General features: G+C 32.7%; 24 protein-coding genes. 14 read left to right on the top strand and 10 right to left on the bottom strand.

The genetic code is table 11. The features are described 5' to 3' along the window. Nucleotides 1-372 precede the first annotated feature (372 nt). From OLM51_RS16065 to OLM51_RS16045, 5 genes are all read left to right on the top strand, one after another. Nucleotides 373-699: a hypothetical protein gene (locus OLM51_RS16065; RefSeq protein ID WP_264551611.1), complete on the top strand. Its 327-nt coding sequence runs from the start codon at nt 373-375 to the stop codon at nt 697-699. A 194-nt stretch (nt 700-893) separates the two neighbouring features. Further along, nucleotides 894-2,507, top strand: coding sequence for a CTP synthase (locus OLM51_RS16060; protein ID WP_264551610.1), 1,614 nt, complete (start codon nt 894-896; stop codon nt 2,505-2,507). Nucleotides 2,508-2,589: 82 nt separating this feature from the next. Further along, nucleotides 2,590-4,506 carry a membrane protein insertase YidC gene (gene yidC, locus OLM51_RS16055; protein ID WP_264551609.1) on the top strand — a complete coding sequence of 639 codons (1,917 nt, stop codon included), beginning with the start codon at nt 2,590-2,592 and terminating at the stop codon, nt 4,504-4,506. A gap of 92 nt (nt 4,507-4,598) precedes the next feature. Beyond that, a complete protein-coding gene (locus OLM51_RS16050) occupies nt 4,599-5,315 on the top strand; it encodes a toxin-antitoxin system YwqK family antitoxin (RefSeq protein ID WP_264554299.1) in 717 nt (238 codons plus the stop codon). 167 nt (nt 5,316-5,482) lie between these two features. Then, nucleotides 5,483-6,040: a DUF4956 domain-containing protein gene (locus OLM51_RS16045; RefSeq protein ID WP_264551608.1), complete on the top strand. Its 558-nt coding sequence runs from the start codon at nt 5,483-5,485 to the stop codon at nt 6,038-6,040. Here the strand turns inward: OLM51_RS16045 and OLM51_RS16040 are convergent, their stop codons facing one another. Beyond that, nucleotides 6,041-7,918, bottom strand: coding sequence for a PEP/pyruvate-binding domain-containing protein (locus tag OLM51_RS16040; protein WP_264551607.1), 1,878 nt, complete (start codon nt 7,916-7,918; stop codon nt 6,041-6,043). Nucleotides 7,919-8,059: 141 nt separating this feature from the next. Between OLM51_RS16040 and mnmA the strand changes: the two genes are divergently transcribed. The 5 genes from mnmA to OLM51_RS16015 are packed head-to-tail and all read left to right on the top strand — an operon-like array spanning nt 8,060 to nt 12,763. Continuing rightward, nucleotides 8,060-9,247, top strand: coding sequence for a tRNA 2-thiouridine(34) synthase MnmA (mnmA, locus tag OLM51_RS16035; RefSeq protein ID WP_264551606.1), 1,188 nt, complete (start codon nt 8,060-8,062; stop codon nt 9,245-9,247). A 43-nt stretch (nt 9,248-9,290) separates the two neighbouring features. After that, nucleotides 9,291-10,898 (top strand): S8 family serine peptidase, encoded by a 1,608-nt coding sequence (locus tag OLM51_RS16030; protein ID WP_264551605.1) that lies wholly within the window; start codon nt 9,291-9,293, stop codon nt 10,896-10,898. Between the two features lie 12 nt (nt 10,899-10,910). Continuing rightward, the gene (locus tag OLM51_RS16025; protein WP_264551604.1) at nt 10,911-11,855 is read left to right on the top strand and encodes an NAD(P)H-dependent flavin oxidoreductase; all 945 of its coding nucleotides are present in this window, start codon (nt 10,911-10,913) and stop codon (nt 11,853-11,855) included. A gap of 20 nt (nt 11,856-11,875) precedes the next feature. Continuing rightward, complete coding sequence (locus OLM51_RS16020; protein ID WP_264551603.1) at nt 11,876-12,286, top strand: hypothetical protein; 411 nt, start codon at nt 11,876-11,878, stop codon at nt 12,284-12,286. 15 nt (nt 12,287-12,301) lie between these two features. Next, nucleotides 12,302-12,763, top strand: a complete 462-nt coding sequence (locus OLM51_RS16015) for a DUF6896 domain-containing protein (protein WP_264551602.1) — start codon at nt 12,302-12,304, stop codon at nt 12,761-12,763. A 48-nt stretch (nt 12,764-12,811) separates the two neighbouring features. Here OLM51_RS16015 and OLM51_RS16010 read toward each other — a convergent pair whose 3' ends face one another. Next, a complete protein-coding gene (locus OLM51_RS16010; protein WP_264551601.1) occupies nt 12,812-13,246 on the bottom strand; it encodes a DUF4268 domain-containing protein in 435 nt (144 codons plus the stop codon). A gap of 93 nt (nt 13,247-13,339) precedes the next feature. On the opposite strand from OLM51_RS16010, the gene OLM51_RS16005 reads away from it, so the two are divergent. Together OLM51_RS16005 and OLM51_RS16000 are read left to right on the top strand one after the other, a co-directional pair. Then, entirely contained in the window at nt 13,340-13,990 is a 651-nt protein-coding gene (locus OLM51_RS16005) for an NUDIX hydrolase (RefSeq protein ID WP_264551600.1), read from the top strand. Nucleotides 13,991-14,114: 124 nt separating this feature from the next. Continuing rightward, on the top strand, nt 14,115-14,945 hold the full coding sequence (locus tag OLM51_RS16000) for a lysophospholipid acyltransferase family protein (protein WP_264551599.1): 831 nt from the start codon (nt 14,115-14,117) through the stop codon (nt 14,943-14,945). A 74-nt stretch (nt 14,946-15,019) separates the two neighbouring features. Here OLM51_RS16000 and OLM51_RS15995 read toward each other — a convergent pair whose 3' ends face one another. From OLM51_RS15995 to OLM51_RS15985, 3 genes are all read right to left on the bottom strand, one after another. Beyond that, on the bottom strand, nt 15,020-15,652 hold the full coding sequence (locus OLM51_RS15995; protein WP_264551598.1) for a hypothetical protein: 633 nt from the start codon (nt 15,650-15,652) through the stop codon (nt 15,020-15,022). Between the two features lie 8 nt (nt 15,653-15,660). Then, a complete protein-coding gene (locus OLM51_RS15990) occupies nt 15,661-16,155 on the bottom strand; it encodes an RNA polymerase sigma factor (RefSeq protein ID WP_068843197.1) in 495 nt (164 codons plus the stop codon). Nucleotides 16,156-16,322: 167 nt separating this feature from the next. After that, entirely contained in the window at nt 16,323-17,384 is a 1,062-nt protein-coding gene (locus OLM51_RS15985; RefSeq protein WP_264551597.1) for a DUF3810 domain-containing protein, read from the bottom strand. A gap of 207 nt (nt 17,385-17,591) precedes the next feature. Here OLM51_RS15985 and OLM51_RS15980 point away from each other — a divergent pair, with 207 nt between their 5' ends. Next, nucleotides 17,592-19,052: an aminoacyl-histidine dipeptidase gene (locus OLM51_RS15980; RefSeq protein WP_264551596.1), complete on the top strand. Its 1,461-nt coding sequence runs from the start codon at nt 17,592-17,594 to the stop codon at nt 19,050-19,052. A gap of 261 nt (nt 19,053-19,313) precedes the next feature. Here the strand turns inward: OLM51_RS15980 and OLM51_RS15975 are convergent, their stop codons facing one another. The 5 genes from OLM51_RS15975 to OLM51_RS15955 form a co-directional block, all read right to left on the bottom strand. Beyond that, nucleotides 19,314-20,633, bottom strand: a complete 1,320-nt coding sequence (locus OLM51_RS15975; protein ID WP_264551595.1) for a TIGR00341 family protein — start codon at nt 20,631-20,633, stop codon at nt 19,314-19,316. 197 nt (nt 20,634-20,830) lie between these two features. After that, a complete protein-coding gene (locus tag OLM51_RS15970) occupies nt 20,831-21,604 on the bottom strand; it encodes a carboxypeptidase-like regulatory domain-containing protein (RefSeq protein WP_264551594.1) in 774 nt (257 codons plus the stop codon). 250 nt (nt 21,605-21,854) lie between these two features. Further along, nucleotides 21,855-23,768, bottom strand: coding sequence for a DEAD/DEAH box helicase (locus OLM51_RS15965; protein ID WP_264551593.1), 1,914 nt, complete (start codon nt 23,766-23,768; stop codon nt 21,855-21,857). Between the two features lie 204 nt (nt 23,769-23,972). Beyond that, nucleotides 23,973-24,551 carry a non-canonical purine NTP diphosphatase gene (locus OLM51_RS15960; protein ID WP_264551592.1) on the bottom strand — a complete coding sequence of 193 codons (579 nt, stop codon included), beginning with the start codon at nt 24,549-24,551 and terminating at the stop codon, nt 23,973-23,975. Then, on the bottom strand, nt 24,526-24,921 hold the full coding sequence (locus tag OLM51_RS15955; RefSeq protein WP_264551591.1) for a DUF2809 domain-containing protein: 396 nt from the start codon (nt 24,919-24,921) through the stop codon (nt 24,526-24,528). Before OLM51_RS15955 ends, OLM51_RS15960 begins: the two co-directional genes overlap by 26 nt. A 448-nt stretch (nt 24,922-25,369) precedes the next feature. Here OLM51_RS15955 and OLM51_RS15950 point away from each other — a divergent pair, with 448 nt between their 5' ends. Next, nucleotides 25,370-25,777, top strand: a complete 408-nt coding sequence (locus OLM51_RS15950) for a hypothetical protein (RefSeq protein ID WP_264551590.1) — start codon at nt 25,370-25,372, stop codon at nt 25,775-25,777. Nucleotides 25,778-25,804 lie beyond the last annotated feature (27 nt).

Below are 25,804 nucleotides of genomic sequence, written 5' to 3'. Positions count from 1 at the left end.
ACAAGCCAGTATTTTAAATTGTAATATTTTTTTTTATGCCAAAACTTGCCTCTTTAGTCTTTTTGTTTTGGATATACGTAATTTCTTTCTCATTTGTTCTTTCTTTTAATAATGAGAATCATTCAGATTGCCAGGACTTTTACCGTTCCATCTTTTAACTTCAAGTCTCGGAAAGCTATCTTAAGTATAATTTAATGTCACAGGTATAAAGCTGTTTGCAATTGAAACAACATTATCCTGAATTAATTTGTTGTCCGAATGAAATTAGAACAGTATCTATGATCAAAAAAAACATCAATTTAATAGCTAAAAAAAAGCTTTTATATATTACAGGTATATTTTTACATTTGCGACTAAAAACAGAAATAAAACATGCAAAAGGATATTAATAGTTCAAAATCTGGTTTTGTAATTGGTATTATAGCTTTACTTGTGTCAATTTTAGCAGGAGCTTCAGCAATAATTTACTTTTATACTTTTAATACAGATCTTTTTGTTGCGATATTTTTTGGTGGGGCAGCTTTTTTTCTTGGGGCTTTTAGTGCATTTCTTGGCGTAATAGGCATGAATATAGCAAAAAAGAAAAACAGTCCTGTTTTAATTTCTAAGATAGGTTTAATATTAGGACTTACTGCTGTTGTTATTGTTTATGGGCACTACTTTATATTTGCTTTATCTAATATGCATTTAGGAAGATAAAAGAGATTTTTAAAATTAATATAAGAATCCTCAAAAAAATCTCTAATAAAAAGTTAAAATTATCGATAACAAAACCAAGTAATCGATCTAATTAAAAATTTGCAAATTATCTCATTCTCTAATTGATAAATTATCTAATTAAATTTGTACTTTTGCCAAGTTTTTTACACAACTACAATACAAACAACTACAGAATGAATCAAACAAAATATATTTTTGTTACAGGAGGTGTGACCTCTTCATTAGGAAAAGGAATTATCGCGGCATCTTTGGCAAAATTGTTACAAGGAAGAGGATACCGTACAACTATTCAAAAATTCGATCCGTATATCAATGTGGATCCGGGAACATTGAATCCGTATGAGCATGGAGAATGCTACGTAACAGATGATGGTGCTGAAACCGACTTAGATTTAGGTCACTATGAGCGTTTCTTAAATGTTCCTACTTCACAGGCAAATAACGTTACTACAGGAAGAGTTTATCTTTCGGTTATTGAAAAAGAAAGAAGAGGAGAATTTTTAGGAAAAACAGTTCAGGTTGTTCCTCATATTACAAACGAAATCAAAGACAGAATGCAATTGCTGGGTAAATCTGGCGATTACGATATTGTTATTACTGAAATTGGCGGTACTGTTGGTGATATTGAATCTTTACCTTATATAGAGTCTGTTCGTCAGTTAGTTTGGGAATTGGGAGAAAATAACGGAATTGTTATTCATTTAACATTAGTTCCTTATTTGGCTGCTGCAGGTGAGTTGAAAACAAAACCAACACAACACTCTGTAAAAACTTTAATGGAAAGTGGTATTAAAGCAGATATTTTGGTTTGCAGAACTGAGCACGAATTGTCTCAGGAATTACGCCAAAAATTAGCTTTATTCTGTAATGTTAAGAAAGAAGCAGTTATTCAGTCTATTGATGCTTCTACGATATATGAAGTTCCAAATTTAATGCTTGAAGAAGGATTAGATGTTGTAGCTTTAAAGAAATTAGATTTGCCTAAAAAAGCATCTCCGGATCTTAAAAACTGGAATACTTTCTTAAAAAGATTAAAAAATCCAAAACATACTGTAAATATTGGTTTAGTTGGTAAATATGTAGAAATGCAGGATTGTTACAAATCTATTTTAGAGGCGTTCATCCACGCAGGTGCTGCAAATGAAACCAAAGTAAATGTAATTTCTATTCACTCAGAGCATATTAATGCTGACAATGTTGAGGAGAAATTAGGCTCTTTAGACGGAGTTTTAGTTGCTCCCGGATTTGGTGAAAGAGGTATTGAAGGAAAAATTGAGGCAGTTCGTTATGTACGTGAAAATAATATTCCATTCTTTGGAATTTGTTTAGGAATGCAAATGTCTGTTATTGAGTATTCCCGTAATATTTTAGGATATGCTGAAGCGAATTCAACAGAGATGAACGATAAAACGCCTCATCCGGTTGTGAATTTAATGGAAGAGCAGAAAACAATTACGGATAAAGGTGGAACAATGCGTCTTGGAGCATGGAAATGTGATATTAAACCAAATACGCTGGCACACAAAATTTATGGTGAAACTACAATTTCAGAGCGTCACCGTCACCGTTATGAATACAATAATAAATATGCAGATGAATTACAGAAAGCTGGTTTAAAAGCTTCTGGAGTAAACCCTGATACAGGATTGGTAGAAATCGTAGAATTGGAGAATCACCCATTTTTTATTGGAGTACAATACCACCCGGAATATAAAAGTACAGTAGCAAATCCACATCCAATTTTTGTAAACTTTGTGGCTGCTGCAGTAAATGCGCATAAAAAATAATAATTAATATTCTAAAAGGATGTAACATTTGAGTTCAACTGGTTACTAATTGCCTTTAATGAATAACTTTTTTAATTAAATAATGGAAGAAAAAAAATTTGACTTAAATTCAATCATTGGTTTTGTATTGATATTTGGAATTTTGATTTGGATTATGTATCAAAATCAGCCTTCTGATAAGGAAATTGCCGCTGAAAAAGCCAAGAAAGAATTAGTAGCAAAACAAGAAGCTCAGGCTAAAGCTGATAAAACTAAAACTGCAGCTGCAGCGCCGGTTGCTACAACAGTTGGTGATACAGTTCAATTGGCTAATTTGCAAAAAACTTTAGGTGGTTTTGCTTATTCTGCTACGCTTCCTTCTGCAAAAGAATCTTTTACAACTATTGAAAACGAAAAGATTAAACTTAAAATTGCTAATAAAGGTGGTTATATAGTTGAAGCTACTCTGAAAGAATTCAAAAGATTCTCTAAAGATTCAAAAGAATTAGTAGAATTAATTAAAGATAATAATTCTAATTTAAATATTCAGTTGCAGACAACAGACAACAGAACTTTAAACTCTAAAGATTTGTTTTTTGAGCCAACGTATACAAAAGTAGGTGAAGACCAGATCTTGACAATGCGTTTGAAAGCCGGAGCAAATGAATTCTTAGAATATAAGTATGTATTGAAACCAAACGAATATTTAGTTGGTTTTGATGTACGTTCTCAAGGTTTAAATAAAGTTTTAAATTCTTCTAAGCCATTAAATTTGCAATGGGATTTAAAAACGTATAGAAATGAGAAAAGCGTTTCTTATGAGAATCGTTATGCTCAGGTGGAGTATGAGTATGGTGATGAGAAATATAGCTCGTTAAGTTCAACTGGACAAGGGGTAAAAGAAGATAATCCTGAGAAAGTAAGTTATGTTGCGTTTAAACAACATTTTTTCGCTTCGATTTTATCAACAAACAAGCCATTTGAAACTTCTAAATTACAATCAGATAATTTAGTTAAAGATGAAAAAATTGATACTGTTTTTACAAAACAATTTGGTGCAAATCTGCCTTTAGCATTTTCAAATGGGGAAGTTGATTACAAAATGAATTTCTATTTTGGTCCAGCAGATTATAAGACTTTAAAGGCTTATGATAAAAATTTCGAAAAAATTATTCCACTTGGATGGGGGATTTTTGGATGGATCAATAAATGGATCTTCATTCCATTGTTTGGATTCTTAAGTTCTACAATTGGTTTTTCATTAGGAATTGCAATTATCATTTTTACCATTATTATCAAATTGGCGATGTCGCCAATTACCTATAAATCATTCCTGTCTCAGGCTAAAATGAAAGTTTTACGTCCGGATATTACAGAATTGGGAGAAAAATACAAAAAAGACCCAATGAAGAAACAACAGGAAACAATGAAACTGTATAATAAAGCAGGAGTAAACCCAATGGCAGGATGTATTCCGGCATTGATTCAGTTGCCGTTTATGTATGCATCATTCCAGTTTTTCCCTGCAGCTTTTGAATTAAGACAAAAAGGGTTTCTTTGGGCAGACGATTTATCATCTTTTGATGCTGTTGTAAAATTACCATTTAATATTCCGTTGTATGGAGATCATATTAGTTTGTTCCCAATTTTGGCTGCAATCGCTATTTTCTTTTATATGAAAATGACTTCTGGAGATCAGCAAATGGCTGCTCCTCAACAAGAAGGAATGCCGGATATGGCCAAAATGATGAAAATCATGATTTATGTTTCGCCATTAATGATGTTAATTTTCTTCAACAGTTACGGTGCAGGTTTGAGTTTGTATAACTTTATCTCAAACTTAATTACAATCGGAATTATGTTTGTAATTAAAAACTACATTGTTGACAGTGATAAAATTCACGCTCAAATACAAGAGAATAAATTAAAAGAGCCTAAAAAGCCAAGTAAATTCCAACAACGTCTGCAAGATGTAATGGAACAACAAGAAGCTGCAAAAGCTCAGAATAAAAAGAAATAATACAATAAAAAAATCTCGATTTATCGGGATTTTTTTATTTTTAAAATACTTTATCAAAAGCATTTTCGTTTATGTTTAAAATTGAATGTAATATGGTTTATAACAGAATAATAACAGGATTACTTTTTTTTACTACACTTTTTGTGTCGGCACAGGATTTTAATAAAGTGGATGCCAATGGCAAGAAAGATGGAGTTTGGAAAGGAACCTACGAAGTTTCTAAACGTCCGAGATATGAGGGAACTTTTAGTCATGGAAAAGAGACAGGTGTCTTTAAATTTTTTGATGATACAAAAAAAGGAGATGTCTTGGCTACAAGAGATTTTACAGCAAATGATGGAAGCTCCTATACCACTTTTTTTGATCAGAATAAGAACAAAGTAAGCGAAGGTAAAGAAATTGGAAAAGCACGTGAAGGCGAATGGAAGTACTATCATAAAGCTTCTAAAGTTGTTATGTCGCTTGAGAATTATAAAAATGGAAAACTGGAAGGTATAAAATCAGTTTTTTATCCGGATGCAAAAATAGCCGAAGAAATGACCTATAAAAATGGTCTGAAAGATGGTACTTATAAAAAATATGGTCAGAATGCTTTTCTTTTAGAGCAAAGTACTTATAAAGACAATCAATATAACGGAGAAGCAATTTTTTATGACTCTGATGGTGTTATGGCTTCAAAAGGGAAGTTCTTAAATGGTAAAAAAGTGGGAATGTGGCAGTTTTACTTAAAAGGAAAATTAACCAAAGAAGTAAATATGAGCGACCCTAAAAGCAATTACCAGGCAGATTCGAAACCTAAAATGAATTAAAAAATAAGTATATAGTCCGCTAAGCGGACTATTTTTTTTAGCCACGAATTTCACGAATTTTCACTAATTAATATTGTCTTTTTAAATGCAGGATGAAAAATTAGAGAAAATTCGTGGAATTCGTGGCAAACTATTTTTTACATTTGATTTATTAAAATTTTAATTAAATGGATTTAAACGAATTAGCAGGGCGATTTTTATTGTTGTTTTTTTCGATTTTGGTTTTGTATTTTTTCTCCAACAGAAAAGATAATGCTACTATAAATCCATTGATGGTAATTGTTGGGCTTTGTACTTTTTCGCTTTGTTATCTTTTTACAAAAATTGAAATAGGCGTTGGAATTGGATTTGGATTATTTGCCATTTTTTCGATACTACGATTCAGAACTCAGTCTTTTACAGTAAATGCCATAATCTTTCTTTTTGCAACAATTACATTATCTATTTTAGATATTATGTATCCGTTTGAAAAAATTGAAATTTTATTGTTTTTTCAAGCTATCATTATTGGGTTTTATATTGTTGCCTCGATTATCGTTAATAAAAAAGCATCAAAATATCTTAATTCTGTAGATTTAAAAATTCCGCTTGATGATAATTTTTCTTTAAATCAGGAACTAATCAGAAAATCAATTCATGAAAAAATTAAGATTGAAGATTTTGATTTTAGAATTGTCCTGATTAATACAGCAAACAACGAAATTGATTTGTTGATTTTTTATTAATCAGTCATTAAAAGGCCGAACCTGCTTAATGTATAATTCTCTTTTTTCTCCAACGATTTTAAATTCGATATCCACGGGATGAAATTGATTTTTACGCCAATAACGGTACATTTTAGTTTCAATCTTTTTACTTATAGTATATAAGTCACTCATTTCCTTTCGGCTCAATAGAGGTTCGTTATTGTTTAGATTGGAGTTTGATGTATAATCAATATCAAAATCGGTTTCATCTTTTCCGTCATTAAAATGATAAGCAACAAATTGTTCGCAGATTTCGCCTTTTTCCGGCTTTACAACCGAGTTTTCTCCTTTTTGAATGTTAACTGTAATTCCCGGAAAATTCTCTCTGAAAATATTTTTAGTAATAATCACACCATTGGCCAGCTCATCCGGAAAAGAACGATGAACTAAAACTCCCATTGCGATGTTTTTCTGGTTAATTCCAAAAAGTTCTCTTTCGTTATAGGAAGCTTCGTTCCATACGCTTGCCCAAACCTGTTTAATGGCTTTTTCGAAAGTTTTGATACTGTCGCCTAAAATTCCGGTTTTCGAGTCGTATAAGCCCGCACCATTAAAATCATCCAAATCTTCGGCGTTTGTAGAAGATCTGAATCTGAAGTTCTTAAATTTTGCATTTTTAAAAGTTTCGTTGAGTTTAGCGATTAATTCGGGATCAACATTTTCTTTCTTTATAGCATCTCTTATTTTTTTCAATTGCTTGTTAATCCAAACTGTTGAGTCTTTATGAGGATAAGCTAAAAGTTCCTTAACTAGAGGAGAAATGGACTTTTTTTGAATGTGCTTTATATAAAAGTAAAACGGAATTGCATGTGCATCTTCTGGTGTTTTGAAGGATTGTTCTTTTGAAATGGCAATTAAGTAAGCCATATTCTGAGCCTTTGAACCAATAGAATTTACTCCTTTTTTTGGAATGGTATTCAGATTAACTAAATCGGTTACAGTAGTATCGATTACTAACTGTTTCTTTTTTGAATTTGTTTTCTGAACTATTTTTTTGTTTGTTTCCTTGATATAAAAAGTATCAATTTCAATTTTCAACTCCACTTTTTTAGATAGTAATCTTTGGATGTTACCATCCTTAAAAACATTTGTGTATGCCATTATGGGGATTTTTCTGTTTTTTCCCAGAAGGACTAAATGGCTTAATGGAGTCTGAAGTTCATTTACAATAATTCCTCTTGCATTTGGCAGAATATCAGGTGTTCCGTCTAAAATTACAATTTCGTCAGGACTTGGTTTTATTTTGTCTAAATCTTTGATTTTGTATTGTTTTAAAATTCCAATATTAGTTCCGCCAACCACTTCCTGATAGGTAATCTCATTAAAAATATAGTCTGATTTTACACAAGGAATCTTAAATTTCTGCTCTTGAAACCATTCCATTTTTTCCGGATTATTTAAATAGAATTTTAAATTCTCTCCAATAAAAGTTGAATTCTTAACTAAGTTGAAGAAACGCTCGATAAGAAAAAGTGGCATATGATCGGATGCAGCAAGTTCGAAAATCCATTTTTCGGTTCCTTTAATATGGTTAAGATTTCCCAGTAAAAAAGCTCTGTCTTTTTCAGTATCACTGTAGTTTTCATTATTAAAGACTTCTAAATCCTGTGTGTAGTTTAAATAATTGACTACGAAATCATAATGCAACGGAATCAGTGTGCTATTGAAATAATACATTTTTTGCTTCCTCAAATCGTAGATTACTTTTACAGATTCTATATTCGAAAATTTATCAGACAATGGTTTACCCTTAAAAGCTTTGTAAGCTTCGTAATTGGGTAAAGTAGCACTGAATCTTTGTGCACTCAAAGAGGTTGCCAAAAGGAGAAAAACAAAGCTGTAAACAAGTTTTTGCATGACATTTTTATTGATGATTAAAAGTAATTAAAAAAAACGATAGGTTTTGTTTACAGTGAGATTATATAAACTAATCAAAAGAAGTATAATTATCTATTATTTGGCGTACCTTTGCAACCTTAAAAAATTAAACATTTTAGAATGAAACGAGTAGTTGTTGGACTTTCTGGTGGAGTAGATTCGAGTGTTGCAGCTTATTTATTGCAAAAACAAGGATACGAAGTTATTGGCCTTTTTATGAAAAACTGGCATGATGATTCGGTTACTATTTCTAATGAATGTCCGTGGTTAGAGGATAGTAATGATGCTTTATTAGTAGCTGAAAAACTCGGAATACCGTTTCAAACTGTTGATTTAAGCGAAGAATACAAAGAAAAAATCGTTGATTATATGTTCAACGAATATGAAAAAGGGAGAACTCCAAATCCTGACGTACTTTGTAATCGCGAAATCAAATTTGATGTTTTCATGAAAATTGCGCTAAGTCTTGGTGCAGATTATGTAGCAACGGGACATTATTGCCAGAAAAACGAAATTGAAGTGGATGGAAAACCGGTTTACCAATTAATTGCCGGTAATGATATCAACAAAGATCAATCCTATTTTTTATGTCAGTTATCACAAGAGCAATTGTCAAAAGCATTGTTCCCGATTGGAGCTTTGACTAAACCTGAAGTACGCGAAATTGCGGCTGAAATGGAATTGGTTACTGCTGATAAAAAAGATTCTCAGGGATTATGTTTTATTGGGAAAGTTCGTTTACCTGAATTTTTGCAACAAAAATTGCAGCCAAAAGAAGGTAAAATTGTTCAGATTGATAAAAATGATCCAATTTATACTGTTGAAGAAACAGCTGGTTTATCTTTAGAAGAGCAATTAAGAGCTGAATCTAAAAAAGTAGCATATCTCCCAACAATGGGGAAAGTTCTTGGTAAACATCAGGGGGCTCATTATTTTACAAACGGACAAAGAAAAGGTTTAAATGTCGGTGGAACAACAGATCCTTTGTTTGTAATCGCAACCGATGTAGATACTAATACAATTTATACCGGTTTAACCAGCAATCATCCAGGTTTGTTTAAAAAAGCTTTGTTTGTTGGAAATTCTGAAGTACACTGGGTTCGTACAGATCTTACTTTAAAAGTGGGAGAATCGATGGAAGTGATGGCAAGAATTCGTTATCGTCAGCCTTTACAAAAAGCAACTTTGCATCAATTTGAAGATGGTATGTATGTTCGCTTTGATGAACCGCAATCTGCTATTACTGAAGGTCAGTTTGTTGCATGGTATTTAGATAATGAATTAGTTGGTTCGGGAGTAATTTCTTAGCTTTATACTTTCTTAGGAAGAGATTCCGTTAAAAAAGTATAATATGAGATTCAATTTTACATTTCTTTTATTACTTCTTTCGTTTACAGTTTTTTCGCAGGAAGAAGCGTGGGTTTACTTTAATGCAAAACCTAATGCGCAGTCTTTTTACAATAACCCATTGGCAGGCTTGTCTCAGAAATCTTTAGATCGAAGAACGAGTCAGAATATTGCTTTGGATATTACGGATGTTCCTTTAGAAAGTTCATTTGTAAGCCAGATTAAAGGTAGTGCAGGAATAACCATTATGGCACGATCCAAATGGTTGAATGCACTTCATATTCGTGGAACGAAGACAGATATAGATGCTTTAAAATTATTATCATTTGTACAAAAAGTTGATTTTGCAGATAAAAGTTTAAATGTTGCCGGAAAAAAAGTGGCTGAGAATAAAACGACTCAGACTCATAGGGAACTTCAAACAGCCATTGATTATTCTTATGGTAATTCTGCCAATCAGATTCAAATGTTAAACGGACAAGTTTTACATCAACAGAATTTTACCGGAGAAGGAAAAACGATTGCAGTTCTTGATGCAGGTTTTCCAGGAGTAAATACGGCACAACCATTTGCAAATCTTAGAAATAATAACCGAATTTTAGGAGGTTATGACTTTACCAAAAGAAATGCCAATTTTTATGCAGGAGGAAGTCACGGAACGTCGGTATTATCAACGATGGGAGGTTATACAGAGAATGCCTTGGTAGGAACAGCTCCAAATGCATCTTACTATCTTTTTATCACAGAAATTGATGCTGAAGAAAATCCAGTAGAAGAATCTCTTTGGGTTGAAGCAGCCGAAAAAGCTGATTCTTTAGGAGTAGACATTATTACTTCTTCTTTAGGGTATTTTGGCGATCGTGATCTTGCAAGATATAATCATACGTATAGCGATATGAACGGAACGACCACTTTTGTTTCGCGAGGTGCCGAAATCGCATTTAGTAAAGGAATGATTGTTTTGGCTTCTGCAGGAAATGAGGGAAGGACCGCCGAACCTCATGTTGGCGCACCGGCCGATGCTGTTTCTGTAATTGCAGTAGGATCTGTAAATTCAACAAAAGTAAGATCAGATTCGAGTTCTATTGGGCCAAGTTTTGATAATCGCATCAAGCCCGATGTAATGGCACAAGGTGTTGCAGCAGTGGTCTCAGATCCTTCCGGAAATATTGGTACAGCAAACGGAACATCCTTTTCATGTCCTATTATGGCAGGAATGGTAGCATGTTTATGGCAAGCTTTTCCAACAAAGACAAACAAAGAAATTAAGCAAATGATTTTAGCTTCTGCGGATAAATTCTCCAATCCAAATAACAATTACGGCTACGGAATTCCAAATTTTGGAGCTGCTTTGGGAGTCGAAAACTTTGACGCTTCTTCTGTTTTTTCAGTATTTCCTAATCCGGCAAAAGCAGTGGTTGCCTTCTCATTTTCAGATCAGGAGTATACAGCTTCGGTTTCTGTTTATACTGTTTTAGGACAAAAAATAATCGAAAAACAAATTACAAATCAAAATCCGTTTCTTTCTGTAGAAGCGTTAAATAGTGGTCTTTATTTTTATACTTTTGACAGCGAAAGTGTACATAAAACAGGAAAGATCATCAAACAATAACAGTCAGTTTTAATGAATAAAATTACGCAGCTTTTCAATATAAAATATCCAATAATTCAAGGCGGAATGATTTGGAACAGTGGTTACAAATTAGCTTCTGCCGTTAGTAATTCCGGTGGTTTAGGTCTTATAGGTGCAGGATCAATGTATCCGGAGGTTTTAAGAGAACATATCCAGAAATGCAAGAAAGCAACAGATAAGCCTTTTGGAGTAAACATTCCGATGTTATATCCAAACATTGAAGAAATCATGAATATTGTAGTTGAAGAAGGTGTAAAGATTGTTTTTACATCGGCTGGAAACCCTAAAACATGGACTTCATTTCTAAAAGAAAAAGGAATTATAGTAGTGCATGTAGTGAGTAGTAGTACGTTTGCATTAAAAGCTCAGGAAGCGGGAGTAGATGCTGTTGTCGCTGAAGGTTTTGAGGCAGGCGGACACAATGGACGTGAAGAAACGACTACGTTAACCTTGATTCCGATGGTTAGGGAGAAAATACAAATTCCTTTGATTGCTGCAGGCGGAATCGCAACTGGAAGAGGAATGCTTGCTGCAATGGTTTTGGGTGCTGATGGAGTGCAGGTGGGTAGCCGTTTTGCAGCTTCTATAGAATCTTCAGCACACAATAATTTTAAGCAAACGATAGTTAATGTTAAAGAAGGCGGGACACATTTGACATTGAAAGAATTAGCTCCGGTTCGTCTGGTTAAAAATAAATTTTATAATGATGTTCAGGAACTGTATGAAAAATGCCCGTCAAAAGAAGATTTAGCACAGCTTTTAGGAAGAGCCAGAGCCAAGAAAGGAATGTTTGAAGGTGATCTGGAAGAAGGTGAACTTGAAATTGGGCAAATAGCCGGATTAATACACGAGGTTTTGCCTGTTGAGCAAATTATTCAACAAATGATAGCTGATTTTAAAGTTGCCAGCGAAGAAAAAGCTACATTTGAGTTTTAATTATCTGCAAGAAATACATTATGAATTTTATACGCATTTTTATACCATTACTTTTTCTGGTATTTGGTTTTCAGCAAGCACAAAGTCAGTCATACAACTTTAAGACTTCGGGTTTTAGTGTTTTAGAGAAAAATCAAAAAGGAAAATGGGGCGAGTGGTCCAATCTTGATTTAGTAAATCTTTCGATAGTTTTGGATACTAATAAGCATAGAATTGTTGTGTATTCGCAGGAAATTCAACTCTTTAGTATCCTTGATTATATTGAAAGAGAAGAGAATGATACTGATATTGTATATTCTTTTATGTGTAAAGATAATGATGGAAAAGAATGTAAGCTTTCAATTATTACCCGTAAAAAACAAGATTATCGCAAACAGCTTTATATCAATTACGACGATCATATTATTTTGTATAATATTTTTAGCGTCTAGGCTGATTGTATTTATATGTTGAAGCTTGAAGCTAATGAAGTAAATCAATTACTAACAGCAATGGATACTTTTAAAACTATTGCTGAGGAATTAATTGATAAACTTGTAAATGAGACTGATCAGCCGGAGAAAGACAAAATAATAGCCGGACATTATTATGAAATTGAAAATGCTGATGTGTTAAATGGCAGCGAAACCCTTAGTGATAACTGGTCTTTTGATGTTCATGGTGAACATTGCATGTTTAAAAATTTGACAACAGGACAAACTCTTGAGGTTTCGTTAGGGAATAGGGAAAGTGTCGGAAATATTGATCCTTATTTTTTTTACGAGTTCCTTAAAACAACAAAAGATTTTTGCCACTTAACAAGATATTTTGAAAATCCATTTCGGGATGTTTTATCCTTTCTTGAAGAGCTTGAAAAACAAAAAATAATGATTTGTGTTTATGGTGTCGAATTCAGAAAAAAAACTTAGTCCCGATTGCTATCGGGATAGAGCCTTAGTATCTTGTCATCTTCCTGATTATTCAATATCCTTAATAAACTCATCATACTCCAGATAGAACATTTCCAGTGCGTGCATTTTTTCGTTGAAAAAATCAAAAATGGTATCCCAGTTGTTTCGGTTGCTAAAGCCAACGCCTTGTTTTTCAACCCAAATTCTGCTTATTGTTTTGCCGCTTTCTAAAGTATAGTTTTTCTCGAAGACCAAATCCTTAATGAATTCTTCTTCCAGAATATTTTTTAAAGCTTCAATTTTTTCAAAATAAGCAGTTCGTTTTTCATCGCTTCGATGTTCAATATCAATTAAAACCTGTACTTTTTTATTGTCAACAAAAAATTTAAAAGAGAAATCTTTAATTTTAGTGTCATAGAGAACCCATTTTCTGGGATATTTTTCGGCAAATGCTACCCAAAATTCTCTTTTTATTCTTTGTGATTCTTCTTTACTGTACATTTTTTATGACTTTGGTTTTTAGAAAACTTGTAGAACCGCGTTTTCTAGAGTATATTTATATTTTATTTGAAAGTACAAAAATAAACTTTGCTTATGGATTTTCAAGATTTTTTGCAATATGTTCCTAATTTAATTCCAGTTGAATTGCCGGCGACGTTCGCTCACATAAAAATGGCACCTAAGGAAAGAATTCAAGAACTTAAAAATCTTGATTTAGGATCAAAAAATCCCCGTATAGCTGCAGTGATGATGTTGTTATATCCTAAAAAGGGAAAAACACATTTGGTTTTAATTGTCAGGAATGCTTACAACGGAGTTCATTCTTCGCAAATTGCATTTCCGGGCGGGAAATATGAGAACACAGATGCTAATTTTGAAGAAACTGCTTTAAGAGAAACGCATGAGGAAATAGGTGTTGCTCCTGAAAAAATCAAAATTATTAAGCATTTTACCCCAATGTATATTCCGCCAAGTAATTTTTTGGTGCACCCTTTTTTAGGAATTGCAAAAGAAGAACTGTCATTTTATCCTGATATTAGAGAAGTTGCCGGTATTATAGAATTGCCTTTATCTGTATTTTTGGATGATGAAATAATCATCGAAGCCACGTTGTCAACTTCTTATGCAGCCAATGCTCAGGTTCCCGCATTTAATATTCAAAATCATATTGTTTGGGGAGCGACCGCTATGATATTAAGTGAATTGAGAGATGTTCTGAAAGTAACAATTGACGAATATTTCTAAAAACAAATATTTAACAATTTGGTATTCATTATTATAACGATTTATTTCCGAAATTGCTTTATAGTATTGCTAAAAGAATAATTTTTGTATGTTTGCGACTTAACAAAAAATACAATAAACAGCTATGGGATTGTTTAAACGAAATCCTTTTGGACATATATTATTTATCAAGAAATGGTTAATCCGAATCTTGGGAGCTATGACGCACCGCAGATACAGGGGATTTAATGAATTACAGATCGAGGGATCTGAAATTATTAAAACATTGCCGGATACTAATGTATTGTTTATTTCAAATCACCAGACTTATTTTGCAGATGTTGTGGCTATGTTTCATGTGTTTAACGCAAGTTTAAGCGGACGTCAGGATACTATTAAGAATATTGGTTATTTGTGGCAACCCAAAATGAATATTTATTATGTTGCTGCCAAAGAGACCATGCAGGCGGGTTTATTGCCAAGAATTTTAGCCTATGTAGGCGCTATAACAGTTGAAAGAACCTGGCGTGCAAAAGGAGTTGATGTTACCGAGAAACGTGATGTAAACCCTAATGATACTGAAAATATTAGAATTGCTCTTCAGGATGGATGGGTAATTACATTTCCTCAGGGAACAACAAAATCTTTTAAACCTGTTCGTAAAGGAACGGCACATATTATTAAACAACATAAACCAGTTGTAATTCCTATTGTAATAGATGGTTTCCGTCGTTCTTTTGATAAGAAAGGATTGCGTATGAAGAAAAAAGGAATTCTGCAATCTTTCATCATCAAAGAACCTCTTGATATTGATTATGAAAACGATACCATCGACGAAATCGTAGAAAAAGTAGAATTTGCAATCGAACAACATCCATCATTTTTAAAAGTAATTCCTGCTGAAGAAATTAAGGTAGAGGAAGAACTTAATGAAATGAGACGATGGAGCTACAAGTCGACAGAAAATGAATATTAAGATTTAAAAATTAGATAAAGATTTCAGTTTTTTTAGACTTAGAACCTTAGCAACTCAGAATCTTAGCACCTTTTCTAGAAATCAATTTTCTTCAGCTCCTTATAATTAGCATATAATCTACGCAATAAAGTTCCATAAAGCAATCTGTAAATACACCAGAACAATCCAAAGAAAACCAGGGTAAGTAGTATTAGAGCACCAATAGAAAACAACATTGCTTTGCCATTCATGGCTAACTTTTCGCGTATAAGCGCCATATCCGGATTGTAGACATAGCCTATAAAGAAACTTAGAATAGACGAAACCACAATCATTCCTAAGTTATACCAAACATAATATTGAACCGTTTTTCTGGTTTTTAAAATGCTCTTCATTAGCAGTTTAGTAGAGACAGTTGTAGATATTGTTTTGTAGTTTTTATAGAAATAATAAATAAAAACTAAAATTACAGCGTAGTTAAAATACATTATAATTTCCATATAAAGTATTATTTCCGGATGATTGATCTTTTTAAGGATATCATCAATATTGGAAAAATAATTTGATATGGTCCAAAAAAGTACTTCCAGAATACTGATAATTAAAATCCACTTCACAATAGAAGACGATTTTTTGTGAATCATTTTGTAGATTTCTTTCTCAGAAATTTGTTCAAAAGAATCCGAGTTCTTTTTCCAGTCTTTTTTTAATAAATCCAGTTCTTTCATAATAATTTTTAAGGATTTAGTATTTTTTTAAGTTTCCCTTTAATTCTGTTCATTTTCACGCGCGCATTCACTTCGCTGATTCCTAAGGTTTCGGCTATTTCTTGATAATCTTTGTCTTCTAAATACATAAAAACTAATGCTTTTTCGATGTCATTGAGCTGATAGACGGCTTTATACATCAATTTGATCTGCTCTTCCTCTTCATAATTGTAATCGACATCTTTTACAAAATGCTGATGACTTTCATATTCTACTGTCGATACGGTTCGTTTGGTTTTTCGGTATAAGGTAATTGCAGTGTTTAGAGCAACACGATACGTCCAGGTCGAAAATTTACTGTCGCCTCTAAATTTTGGATACGCTTTCCAGAGCTGAATGGTGATTTCCTGAAACAAGTCTTTGTGAGCATCTTCGCCGGCAGTATATAATCTACAAATCTTGTGGATTATATTCTGATTTGCCTGCAATTGCGCAACAAATGACTGTTCTAGATTTTCACTCATATTATATTAGTAGTTACGAAATCATTTTTGTTACAGTTGATGTTTTGTTTTTTGCCGCGAATTTCACAAATTTTCCGAATTACTTCTCAAAATAGAAAGATTAAAAGTTTGCTTTTTTAAATCCGTGCTAATTTGTGCATCCCGATAGCTATCGGGAGTGGCAAACTTTATAGTTGTCTTGTTTTGTAGTAATTAATCGTCAAATCGATGAATTTGCTATAACTTTCCATTCCGTCTTTTTGATTGTTTGTTTTTAAAAAATTATCCCACAGGAAATAAAAACCTTCATCAAGAAAGGTATCGTATTTTTTGTAAAAGTCCTGACTTTCTTTAAAGTTTTTCAGGACTCCAATGTTTACCTGTTTTTTTAGTTCCTGAAAGATCTTCTCATTTTTGTATTTCCAGATAGCAAGGCAATAATTTAATGTAAAACTGTATCCTGCGTATTGATAATATAAATTGTCATTTTTGAGCGAAGCTAAAACACCTATAAAATTACATTCGTTTTCGCTGGCAAAACCAATTTGATGCGCCATTTCATGAGCTGTTGTCAACGGAAAAGTGTACATGGGTAATAAATCGTTAATCTGAGCTTCGTTCGTAAAAGGATTTAGGTATCCACCAAAACCCATATAGGTCAATGGAGTGCTGAATAATGATTTTTTTACGCTTAAGATTTCATATTTAAAATAGGGATGTTCTTTTGCTAAATTATCGTATCCGTTTAAAATCATTTTAAAAGATTCTTTTTGAGAATACGGAAATACAATTTTTGCACTGTCATTTTTTGTAATTTGATACTGGATATCGTTGGTTTTTACAATTAATCTTTTGGTAAATGCGAGAAAATCAGCATCGGTATATTCTCTTTTGATTTCCATTTTTTCGAAAAGAGGTTCACGATAATAATTAAAAGCCCAAAGCAGGTGAAAGAAAAAGTAAAAAACAGATATTTTACCTAACATTTTTAAAAGATGATCTTTCCAGTCTGTTTTCCATGTTTTTCTAATGCTCCAAAACCAGCTAATTATAGAAAGAATTAAAATGGCATAAATGCAATCGCCAACAGAAAACGGAATTTTTCCTAAAAGATTTCTGGAAAAATGCGAAATCCTGACAAATAAATTGTTGCTGTAAAAGCCTTCTACAAAATCTGGAAAAAAGGGAAGGGTTTTGTAAAAAATGATTTGAATTAAAAAAAATAAAGGTAAAACGTATTTTGATTTCACAGCGTAATTTTTAGATACGTAAATATAAATACATTATTGAATGATTAAAAAAAGTTTGCTGCGAATTCGACGAATTTTCGCTAATTATTGATTTGTTCAATTTTAGAGTCGTTTTAATTTGTGCTAATTAGTACAATTCGTGGCAAAAAAAGCAATTAAACTTTGTAACTTTGGGACTCTTAATTGTTAAACATCAAACAAAATATAATGAGTCAGGAAATAAGAAATCTGGAGCCAAAAGCACTTTGGAATAAATTTGCAGATTTAAACGCAGTTCCACGTCCGTCTAAGAAAGAAGATCGTGTAATCGAGTTTATGAAAAACTTTGGAAACAGTTTAGGTTTAGAAACTTTTGAAGATGAAATCAGAAATGTAATCATCAGAAAACCGGCTACTCCGGGAATGGAAAATCGTAAAGCTATCGTAATGCAGGGACATCTTGATATGGTGCACCAAAAAAATGCTGATACGGTTTTTGATTTTGATACACAGGGAATTGATATGTATGTTGATGGTGACTGGGTTCGCGCTCGTGGTACAACACTGGGAGCAGACAATGGTTTGGGAGTAGCAACTATCATGGCTATTCTGGAAAGTAAAGATATTCCGCATCCTGCAATTGAGGCTTTGTTTACAATTGATGAAGAAACAGGAATGACTGGAGCATTAAATCTTAAAGGTGGAATTTTGCAAGGTCAGATTTTGTTGAATCTGGATACTGAAGAAGATGATGAAATTGATATTGGTTGTGCAGGAGGAATAGATGTAACAGCTACAAGAACATATAATGAAGAAGAAGTTCCGGAAGGTTCAGTTGGTCATATTATTACCGTAAAAGGTTTAAATGGTGGTCATTCAGGAATGGATATTCATAAAGGTTTAGGGAATGCCAACAAAATCATGAACCGTTTATTATTTGATGCTTTTGAAAACTTTGGTTTACAAGTTGTTGAAATTAATGGAGGAAGTTTACGTAACGCAATTCCGAGAGAAAGTGTTGCAAAAGTGATTATTTCTGAAATGTTTGATGAAGCATATATTTTTGATATGCAGGAAATCATCAACGATATTAAAGCTGAATATAAAACAACAGAGCCAAACCTTTCTATTGAAATCGTAAAATGCGATTTACCTGAAAAAGTAATGGATTTGGGTGTTCAGGAAGGAATTATCAGAGCAATTTATGCTGCTCATAATGGTGTTTACAGAATGAGTGCTGATATGGCTGATTTGGTTGAAACTTCAAATAATATTGCCAGAGTTATTATAAAAGATGGTGAAATATCTATTGGATGTTTGACACGTTCTTCTGTTGAAACTTCAAAATTTGATTTAGCAAATGCACTGCGTTCTGCTTTTGAATTAGTAGGATGCGAAGTTGAACTTTCAGGTTCTTACCCAGGATGGACTCCAAATGTTAATTCTGAGATATTAGATACTTTGGTTGGAATTTACGAAAAACAAAATGGTGAGAAGCCAAAAGTAGTGGCTTGTCACGCTGGTTTAGAATGTGGTATTTTAGGAACAAACTATCCGGATATGGATATGATTTCTTTTGGACCAACTATTCATGGTGCGCATTCTCCAGACGAAAGAGCAAGTATTTCATCTGCTCAGAAATATTGGAAATTTGTATTAGAAATTCTTTCTAGTATTCCGGTTAAATAAAGCAATCAGTTTTCAGTCGCAATTTTCAGTTTCTTTTGATACTGAAAATTGCGACTGTAATTGAATATTAAGATTTAATCTCTCCTGGGATTGTTTTTCTTTTCTCTTTTTTCCTCTTTCTTCTCCTTAGCCGTTTTTAGCGGTTCTTTTTTTACCGTTTTTTTGGCGTCTTGACTTTTTGACATGATGTTTTAAGTTTAGTTATTTGATTTATTTTCAAGTAAATATAGCTCCTAATTTAGGTTTGTAGGTAAAAGCAGTCTATTTTATTTTAGCGTTTTGATGATATACTTCTATCGAATCTCTTTCAAGCCTTTCTTTTAGCCACATTTTTAATTTTTTTTCTGTTTCTAAATCAATTCCTTTTTTGCTTTGAAATAAAATTAAAGGGATGATTTTTGATTTGTTGGCATTGGTTTCTGTTGTGTAATTTCCAATTGTAAGTGAAGTAATTGTTGGGAAAAGTATTTTGGCCTCATTACTTATTTGGACGTTATTAAATTGATACTGTTCTAATTGATTTCGTAAATTATTAATTAAGATATCTTTTTGATCTACTACACTTTGATTATTATTGATCTGGTTCATAATGTCCTTTCTTAAATTGACCGTATCTTGTCTGATAATTAACGTTGTATTTGGTAAATCGTAATCTTCCAGTTTTTTATTAAGATTAGTGATTTCAGTGTCGTCAAATTTTTTAGCTAAAAAGGCTAGCTCAATTTTTTTTGGATCAGTATTGTATTTAATTTTTTTATAGATGATAGGGTAATCCTTGTCTAAAAATTCTTTTTGAATAAAAACTTCTGTCCTCGAATTATAATTTTTTTGAATATATAATTGATAGGCAAAATAAATACTTGGCACAATTAAAAGTAATATTAGAATGGTAACAATATACTTGACGCGTTTTTGATGTTGTAGATTTAATTGCTTCGTAATGGGATAGTTTAAATATTTTACAATTGCAAAAGTGGCAATGCAAATAAATACACAGTTAATCATATAAAGATACAAAGCGCCAAAAAAATAGATGTAATTCCCAAGTGCTAAGCCATAACCAGCTGTACAAAGCGGCGGCATCAAAGCGGTTGCAATAGCTACACCGGGAATTGGGTTTCCTTTTTCTACACGGGTTACGGCAATTACCCCGACTAAGCCTCCAAAAAAAGCGATTAAAACGTCGTAAATGTTTGGAGATGTTCTGGCTAATAATTCAGATTGCGCTTCTTTAAAAGGGCTTAAATAAAAGTATATGGTCGAAGTAGTAAGGCTGACGATTGTAGCAATGAACAAGTTTTTTATGGATTTTTTTAAAAGCTCAAAATCGTACATTCCTAAACCAAAACCAGCGCCAACAATTGGTCCCATTAATGGCGAAATTAACATTGCTCCAATAATTACTGCTGTCGAATTAACATTTAAGCCTACAGAAGCAATAATGATCGCGCAGGCCAAAATCCAAATATTTGAACCTTTAAATGATACAGCGCTTGTTATATTTTCGATTACTGATTTTTTATTTTCTTCACCTTTATGAAGGTCAATAAAGTTTAAGACTTTTTGAGTTGGATCTGTCATAAATGTTTTAAGGAATTATGGCTGAAAGCCGGCTTTTTTATAAAAATGGGAAATCTAATTTAATCAAAAAAAATGCTAAAACCTATCTTTATTGGGTAAAGAACATCTAAAATAAAAGCGATAGAGATTTTATGAAACAAAAAAAATCCCCAATTTTTTAAATTGAGGATTTGTATATTTAATATAAAAATGAAATTTTAATTTCGTTTTAATACTTTATATTGTTCATAACAACCACTGATAGCATCCAGAATCTGTAAATCATTTGCAGTCTGAATAAAAGAATCGGAATAATTACAGCGTTGTAAAATTTCGGGGATTTCCTCTTTGGTTATTCCTAAAAGTACGGCAAGTGTTTCGCGATCGTATTTTGTTTCAAGAAGATTTCTAATGGTATCATCTTTTTTCATGTCCTTTAGTTTCTTGAGTTCTTTGCCGCTTTTTCCAAAGAAATTATAAAGCATATCGGCTGGATTAAAAATAGAACCTAATACTTTTCCGAAAGCATTTGGAGAATATTCCCCAGCTTCATAGCCCTGAGTAAGACCAGAAATACTATAACGGAAGTTTTCTTTAGTTGGAATTAATTTTGAATCGACTTCCAGGTAACCGGTTAGGCTAAATGGTGCAATAACTACTTCTTCAAGAGCAATTGCTTTTTCTGTAAGCTGAATTTTTGTGACTTTGTTTTTTATCCAGTCATTGGTTACTCTAACGCGTAAGGATTGAAAACCAAGAATAGAGAAAAGAAGTGTGTCATTTGCCTGTACATTGATTTCAAAATATCCTTTGGCATCAGACATAGCGCCTAGTACCTTATTTTTATTAATGATATTTACATTAGGAAGAACCTGTTTAGTATTATCATTATATATGTAACCAGAAACTCTTTGTGGACCGGTTGTTTCTGTCTCTTGTGAGAAACCAACACTCGATAATAGAATAAAAAAGAAAACTGCGAAATATTTCATATCTGGATTTAAAGCACTAAAAGTAATAAATCGAGATTAAATATTTCGTAGTATTCAAATATAATTATAAGAAAATTAACAAAGGTAGTAGTGTTACTTTTCGTATTTAAATAAAAAGAGATTAGGAAGATTGAATTACATTGTTTTGAATTGCAAAACTCATTTGTAGTGTATAAGATTCGTAATAAAAAAATCCCAAATTCCAATTATGTCTGGAATTTGGGATTTTGTATTTTAAGATATTAAATCATTAATCTCTTCTCGGTCTTCTTGGTCTTGACGAATCGCCAAAGCTTTCAGAACGTCTTGGAGCTCTGTCCGAACCACCTTCGTTTCTTCTGAAACCTCCCTCTCTTGGAGCAGAGTTTCTGTCGCTTCTAAAACCTCCTCCAGAACCTTCACGTCTTGGAGCTCTGTCTGAACCACCTTCGTTTCTTCTGAATCCGCCACCTCCAGAACCTTCACGTCTTGGAGCAAAGTTTCCTTCTCTTCTTGGTCCAGAGCTTCTTCCGCCACCACGGTTATTGTGATCACGTCTTCCGCCACCGTCATTTTTAGAAATTTCAACATTAATACGACGTCCTTCTAATTGAACGTTGTTTAAAATATCCATTACTTTATCAGTATGCTCAGGATCAGTATTAAAGAAAGAGAAACCTTCTTTTACATCAACTTTGAATACATCATCACGACCTAAATCTAAAGTTTCTTTTAAGTAATCTTTAAGAGACATCCAGTCGAAGTTATCTCTTGAACCGATATTTACAAAGTAACGAACTGCTCCGTTATTGTTGAATTCTCTTGGCTCAGAGTCATTTCTTTCACGTCTTTCTCCAGAAGATTGAGTAGAGATATCTCTATTCTTTTTATAGTAAGCAATAAAACGGTTAAATTCTACTGATACCATTTTCTTAATCAATTCTTCTTTAGATAAACCTTCAAGAACATTGTTAATTGCTGGTAAGTAGTTGTCAATTTCGTGATCAACCTCAGTATCTTTAATTTTGTTTGCTAAGTGCAATAATTGAATTTCGCAGATTTCAATTCCAGATGGAATTGTTTTTTCTTCGAATTTTTGTTTAATGATTCTCTCGATAGAAGAAATTTTACGTAACTCGCTTTTTGTAACAATAACAATAGAAGTACCTAATTTTCCAGCTCTACCTGTACGACCAGAACGGTGGTTGTAAGTTTCGATTTCATCAGGTAATTGGTAGTTTACAACGTGTGTTACGTTGTCAACATCAATACCACGTGCAGCAACGTCAGTAGCAACAAGCATCTGAATTTGTCTTCCACGGAAAGATTTCATTACACCGTCACGCTGTGCCTGAGATAAATCTCCGTGCAATGCAGCTGCGCTGTATCCGTCTTCAATTAATTTCTCGGCAATAGCCTGAGTGTCTCTTTTTGTACGACAGAAAACCACAGAGAAAATATCCGGGTTAGCATCTGCCAAACGTTTTAGAGCTTCGTAACGATCACGAGCATTTACTAAATAAAATTCGTGAGAAACTGTAGATGAACCAGAGTTTTTAGTTCCAACAGTAATTTCAACTGGTTCGCTCATGAATTGTTTTGCAATTCTGGCAACCTCCTGCGGCATTGTTGCAGAGAACAACCATGTGCTTTTTTCGTCTGGAGTATCTGATAAAATAGATACGATATCCTCATAAAATCCCATGTTTAACATTTCGTCAGCCTCATCAAGAATACAGTAATCTATATTTTTAATGTTTACCAGACCTCTGTTAATCATGTCTTGCATTCTTCCCGGAGTAGCCACAATAATTTGTGCTCCTCTCTTTATTTCTCTTGCCTGCTCTGTAATACTAGCCCCGCCGTAAACTGCTACCACATTAATACCTTTCTCGTATTTTGAGTAGTTTTTAAGTTCGTTAGTAATCTGTAAACAAAGCTCGCGTGTTGGCGATAAAACTAATGCTTGTGTATTTCTGTTGTCAGCATCAATCTTTTGAATTAGCGGAAAACCGAAAGCTGCCGTTTTCCCTGTCCCTGTCTGAGCCAACGCAACCATATCCGTGTCTTTTTCCAATAATAGGGGAATCGCCTTTTCCTGTACCTCTGACGGATTTTCAAATCCTAGATCTAAAATCGCCTTCAGTAACGATTCATTCAATCCTAATTGTTCAAATTTATTCATATGTGTTTTTAAAATAGGGTGCAAAATTACTGTTAATTATTCAGATAAACTAATGCTATTTTAAGAATTATGTATTTGTTATGATTTGATTATCAAAAAGTTATGTTTAACGTAAAATCATTTTTATAAGAAAATCCAAAATTTATAAAAAAAATACGTCGTGAAATATAAATTTTGCAGATTAAAATGTTGTATTTTGAACAATTATTTTGTTGAGTTCAGAAAATCAATTAGTTGCTTGGTGGCAAGTGCACGATGACTAATTTTGTTTTTAATTTCTGAGGATAATTGAGCAAAAGTCTCGGTATAATTTTCAGGCTGAAAAATCGGATCATAGCCAAAACCATTGCTGCCAGTTTTGTGTAAAATGATTTCTCCTTTTGCAATTCCGGTAAAAAGATATTGTTCTCCATTTAAATTTAAAGCAATAACAGTCTTGAACTGCGCATTACGATCTTGTTTGTCTGATAAAGCACTTAGAAGCTTGTTCATATTATCATCGGCATTTTTTTGTTCGCCAGCATATCTTGCAGAATAAACTCCCGGTTCTCCATTTAAAGCATTTACTTCTAAACCAGTATCATCAGCAAAACAGTCGTAACCATATTTTTCGGTTACATAATTGGCTTTTAAAATGGCGTTACCTTCAATAGTATCCGCTGTTTCAGGAATTTCTTCGTGACAGCCAATTTCTTCCAGGCTCAATAATTGAATTGATCCGTCTAGAATACTTTGAATTTCTTTGATTTTATTTTTGTTATTTGAAGCGAAAACGAGTTTCATAAGTATGGTATTTTAAAATGATTTTTTCGATTAAATATGTAAATATAATTCCAATAGTATACACAAGAATATCTGCCCATAAAAATTCCTGACCTAAAACATATCTTCCAAAAAGAGTTTGTCTTAATTGGATAATCCATTCAGCCTGATAAAGCTGAAAAAACTCAATACCATAACACAGCATTAGCGCAAGTGCTATTATATGAGTGGCTTTTTGGTTTGTTAAGAATATACGAATCAATAAATAAACCATAACGGCATACAGAAAATCACCAATACATAAAGGTATGACTGAAATTTTTCTTGAAAGAATTCCCAGAAGAATAATGGTTAGAAAAAAAATGAAATATTGTATTCGGATTTTGTTCAAGTTTATTTTTTAGTTTAGAACAAAATTACAATTTATCTTTTATTTTAGATCTTAGTTTTAGTAGATTCCTTTGTCAAAGTTCCATATAGGTTTTGTTCCACTTTGACAAATAGAAAGTCAAAAAGAGAGGTATTAAAGCTACCGGGAAGACATAAATATTGTAAATCAATTTTGAACACGAATTGCACGAATTTGCACAAATTTTAATAGGTTAGCCTTGTTTGTGAAATTAATTCCACAAACAAATTAGTGACAATTAGTGTAATTTGTGTTGTTTTGTATGCTTGTGTCCGCACGGTAGGGTATTAAAGGTGCTTTTTTGCGAATCGCAAAATACAAATATTAAAATCCGACTGCTTAATTTATAAATTTATCAATTTGGTAAATTATGCAGATTATTATTATCTTGAAGCACTTTTAAGATTTCTGAAACTAAAATAAAAACGTTATGATAAAGAAAATGACCCAAATTGCATTTGTAGTTGTTGTAGTATTGATGCTTGCAAGCTGTAAAAATACCAAACAGAAACTGCAAGAGTTTGTAACGGCTTACAATGCCACTTCTAAAACTTTTAAAGCTGATAACGTTACACTTACTACTGCAAGAGGGTATATAAATGATAATAAAATTGAATTGCGATTTGAAACCAATTTAGAACAGAATAAGCCAAACAAAATGGCAGCTGATATTTCTTTTGCAAAGCTGTTAAAAGAAATGCTAAAGAAAAATCAGATTCCTCAGGATCTAGTAGAGGAAGGAGTTCAGTTTGATACTTATTTTCTGGCGAATGACAATACTGTTTTTGTAAAGCAAGTTATAAATAAGGAAACTTTAGCAGAAGTATTGAATCAATAATTAGTTGTATATTTCTAAACATAAAAA

This window comes from Flavobacterium sp. N2038 (assembly GCF_025947185.1).
GTDB lineage: Bacteria > Bacteroidota > Bacteroidia > Flavobacteriales > Flavobacteriaceae > Flavobacterium.
Note: the sequence above shows the minus strand (reverse complement) of the source record. Positions and strands in the feature narration are given on the sequence as shown.

Bases quoted from the DNA above. Each gene is read 5' to 3' on its own strand.
- OLM51_RS15980 (WP_264551596.1), top strand. From the start codon at position 17,592: ATGAGTCAGGAAATAAGAAATCTGGAGCCAAAAGCACTTTGGAATAAA.
- OLM51_RS15965 (WP_264551593.1), bottom strand. From the start codon at position 23,768: ATGAATAAATTTGAACAATTAGGATTGAATGAATCGTTACTGAAGGCG.
- OLM51_RS16065 (WP_264551611.1), top strand. From the start codon at position 373: ATGCAAAAGGATATTAATAGTTCAAAATCTGGTTTTGTAATTGGTATT.
- OLM51_RS15960 (WP_264551592.1), bottom strand. From the start codon at position 24,551: ATGAAACTCGTTTTCGCTTCAAATAACAAAAATAAAATCAAAGAAATT.
- OLM51_RS16005 (WP_264551600.1), top strand. From the start codon at position 13,340: ATGGATTTTCAAGATTTTTTGCAATATGTTCCTAATTTAATTCCAGTT.
- OLM51_RS15975 (WP_264551595.1), bottom strand. From the start codon at position 20,633: ATGACAGATCCAACTCAAAAAGTCTTAAACTTTATTGACCTTCATAAA.
- OLM51_RS16015 (WP_264551602.1), top strand. From the start codon at position 12,302: ATGTTGAAGCTTGAAGCTAATGAAGTAAATCAATTACTAACAGCAATG.
- OLM51_RS15970 (WP_264551594.1), bottom strand. From the start codon at position 21,604: ATGAAATATTTCGCAGTTTTCTTTTTTATTCTATTATCGAGTGTTGGT.
- mnmA (WP_264551606.1), top strand. From the start codon at position 8,060: ATGAAACGAGTAGTTGTTGGACTTTCTGGTGGAGTAGATTCGAGTGTT.
- OLM51_RS16050 (WP_264554299.1), top strand. From the start codon at position 4,599: ATGGTTTATAACAGAATAATAACAGGATTACTTTTTTTTACTACACTT.
- OLM51_RS16000 (WP_264551599.1), top strand. From the start codon at position 14,115: ATGGGATTGTTTAAACGAAATCCTTTTGGACATATATTATTTATCAAG.
- OLM51_RS16060 (WP_264551610.1), top strand. From the start codon at position 894: ATGAATCAAACAAAATATATTTTTGTTACAGGAGGTGTGACCTCTTCA.
- OLM51_RS15950 (WP_264551590.1), top strand. From the start codon at position 25,370: ATGATAAAGAAAATGACCCAAATTGCATTTGTAGTTGTTGTAGTATTG.
- OLM51_RS16030 (WP_264551605.1), top strand. From the start codon at position 9,291: ATGAGATTCAATTTTACATTTCTTTTATTACTTCTTTCGTTTACAGTT.
- yidC (WP_264551609.1), top strand. From the start codon at position 2,590: ATGGAAGAAAAAAAATTTGACTTAAATTCAATCATTGGTTTTGTATTG.
- OLM51_RS16020 (WP_264551603.1), top strand. From the start codon at position 11,876: ATGAATTTTATACGCATTTTTATACCATTACTTTTTCTGGTATTTGGT.
- OLM51_RS15990 (WP_068843197.1), bottom strand. From the start codon at position 16,155: ATGAGTGAAAATCTAGAACAGTCATTTGTTGCGCAATTGCAGGCAAAT.
- OLM51_RS16045 (WP_264551608.1), top strand. From the start codon at position 5,483: ATGGATTTAAACGAATTAGCAGGGCGATTTTTATTGTTGTTTTTTTCG.
- OLM51_RS16040 (WP_264551607.1), bottom strand. From the start codon at position 7,918: ATGCAAAAACTTGTTTACAGCTTTGTTTTTCTCCTTTTGGCAACCTCT.
- OLM51_RS16025 (WP_264551604.1), top strand. From the start codon at position 10,911: ATGAATAAAATTACGCAGCTTTTCAATATAAAATATCCAATAATTCAA.
- OLM51_RS15995 (WP_264551598.1), bottom strand. From the start codon at position 15,652: ATGAAAGAACTGGATTTATTAAAAAAAGACTGGAAAAAGAACTCGGAT.
- OLM51_RS16010 (WP_264551601.1), bottom strand. From the start codon at position 13,246: ATGTACAGTAAAGAAGAATCACAAAGAATAAAAAGAGAATTTTGGGTA.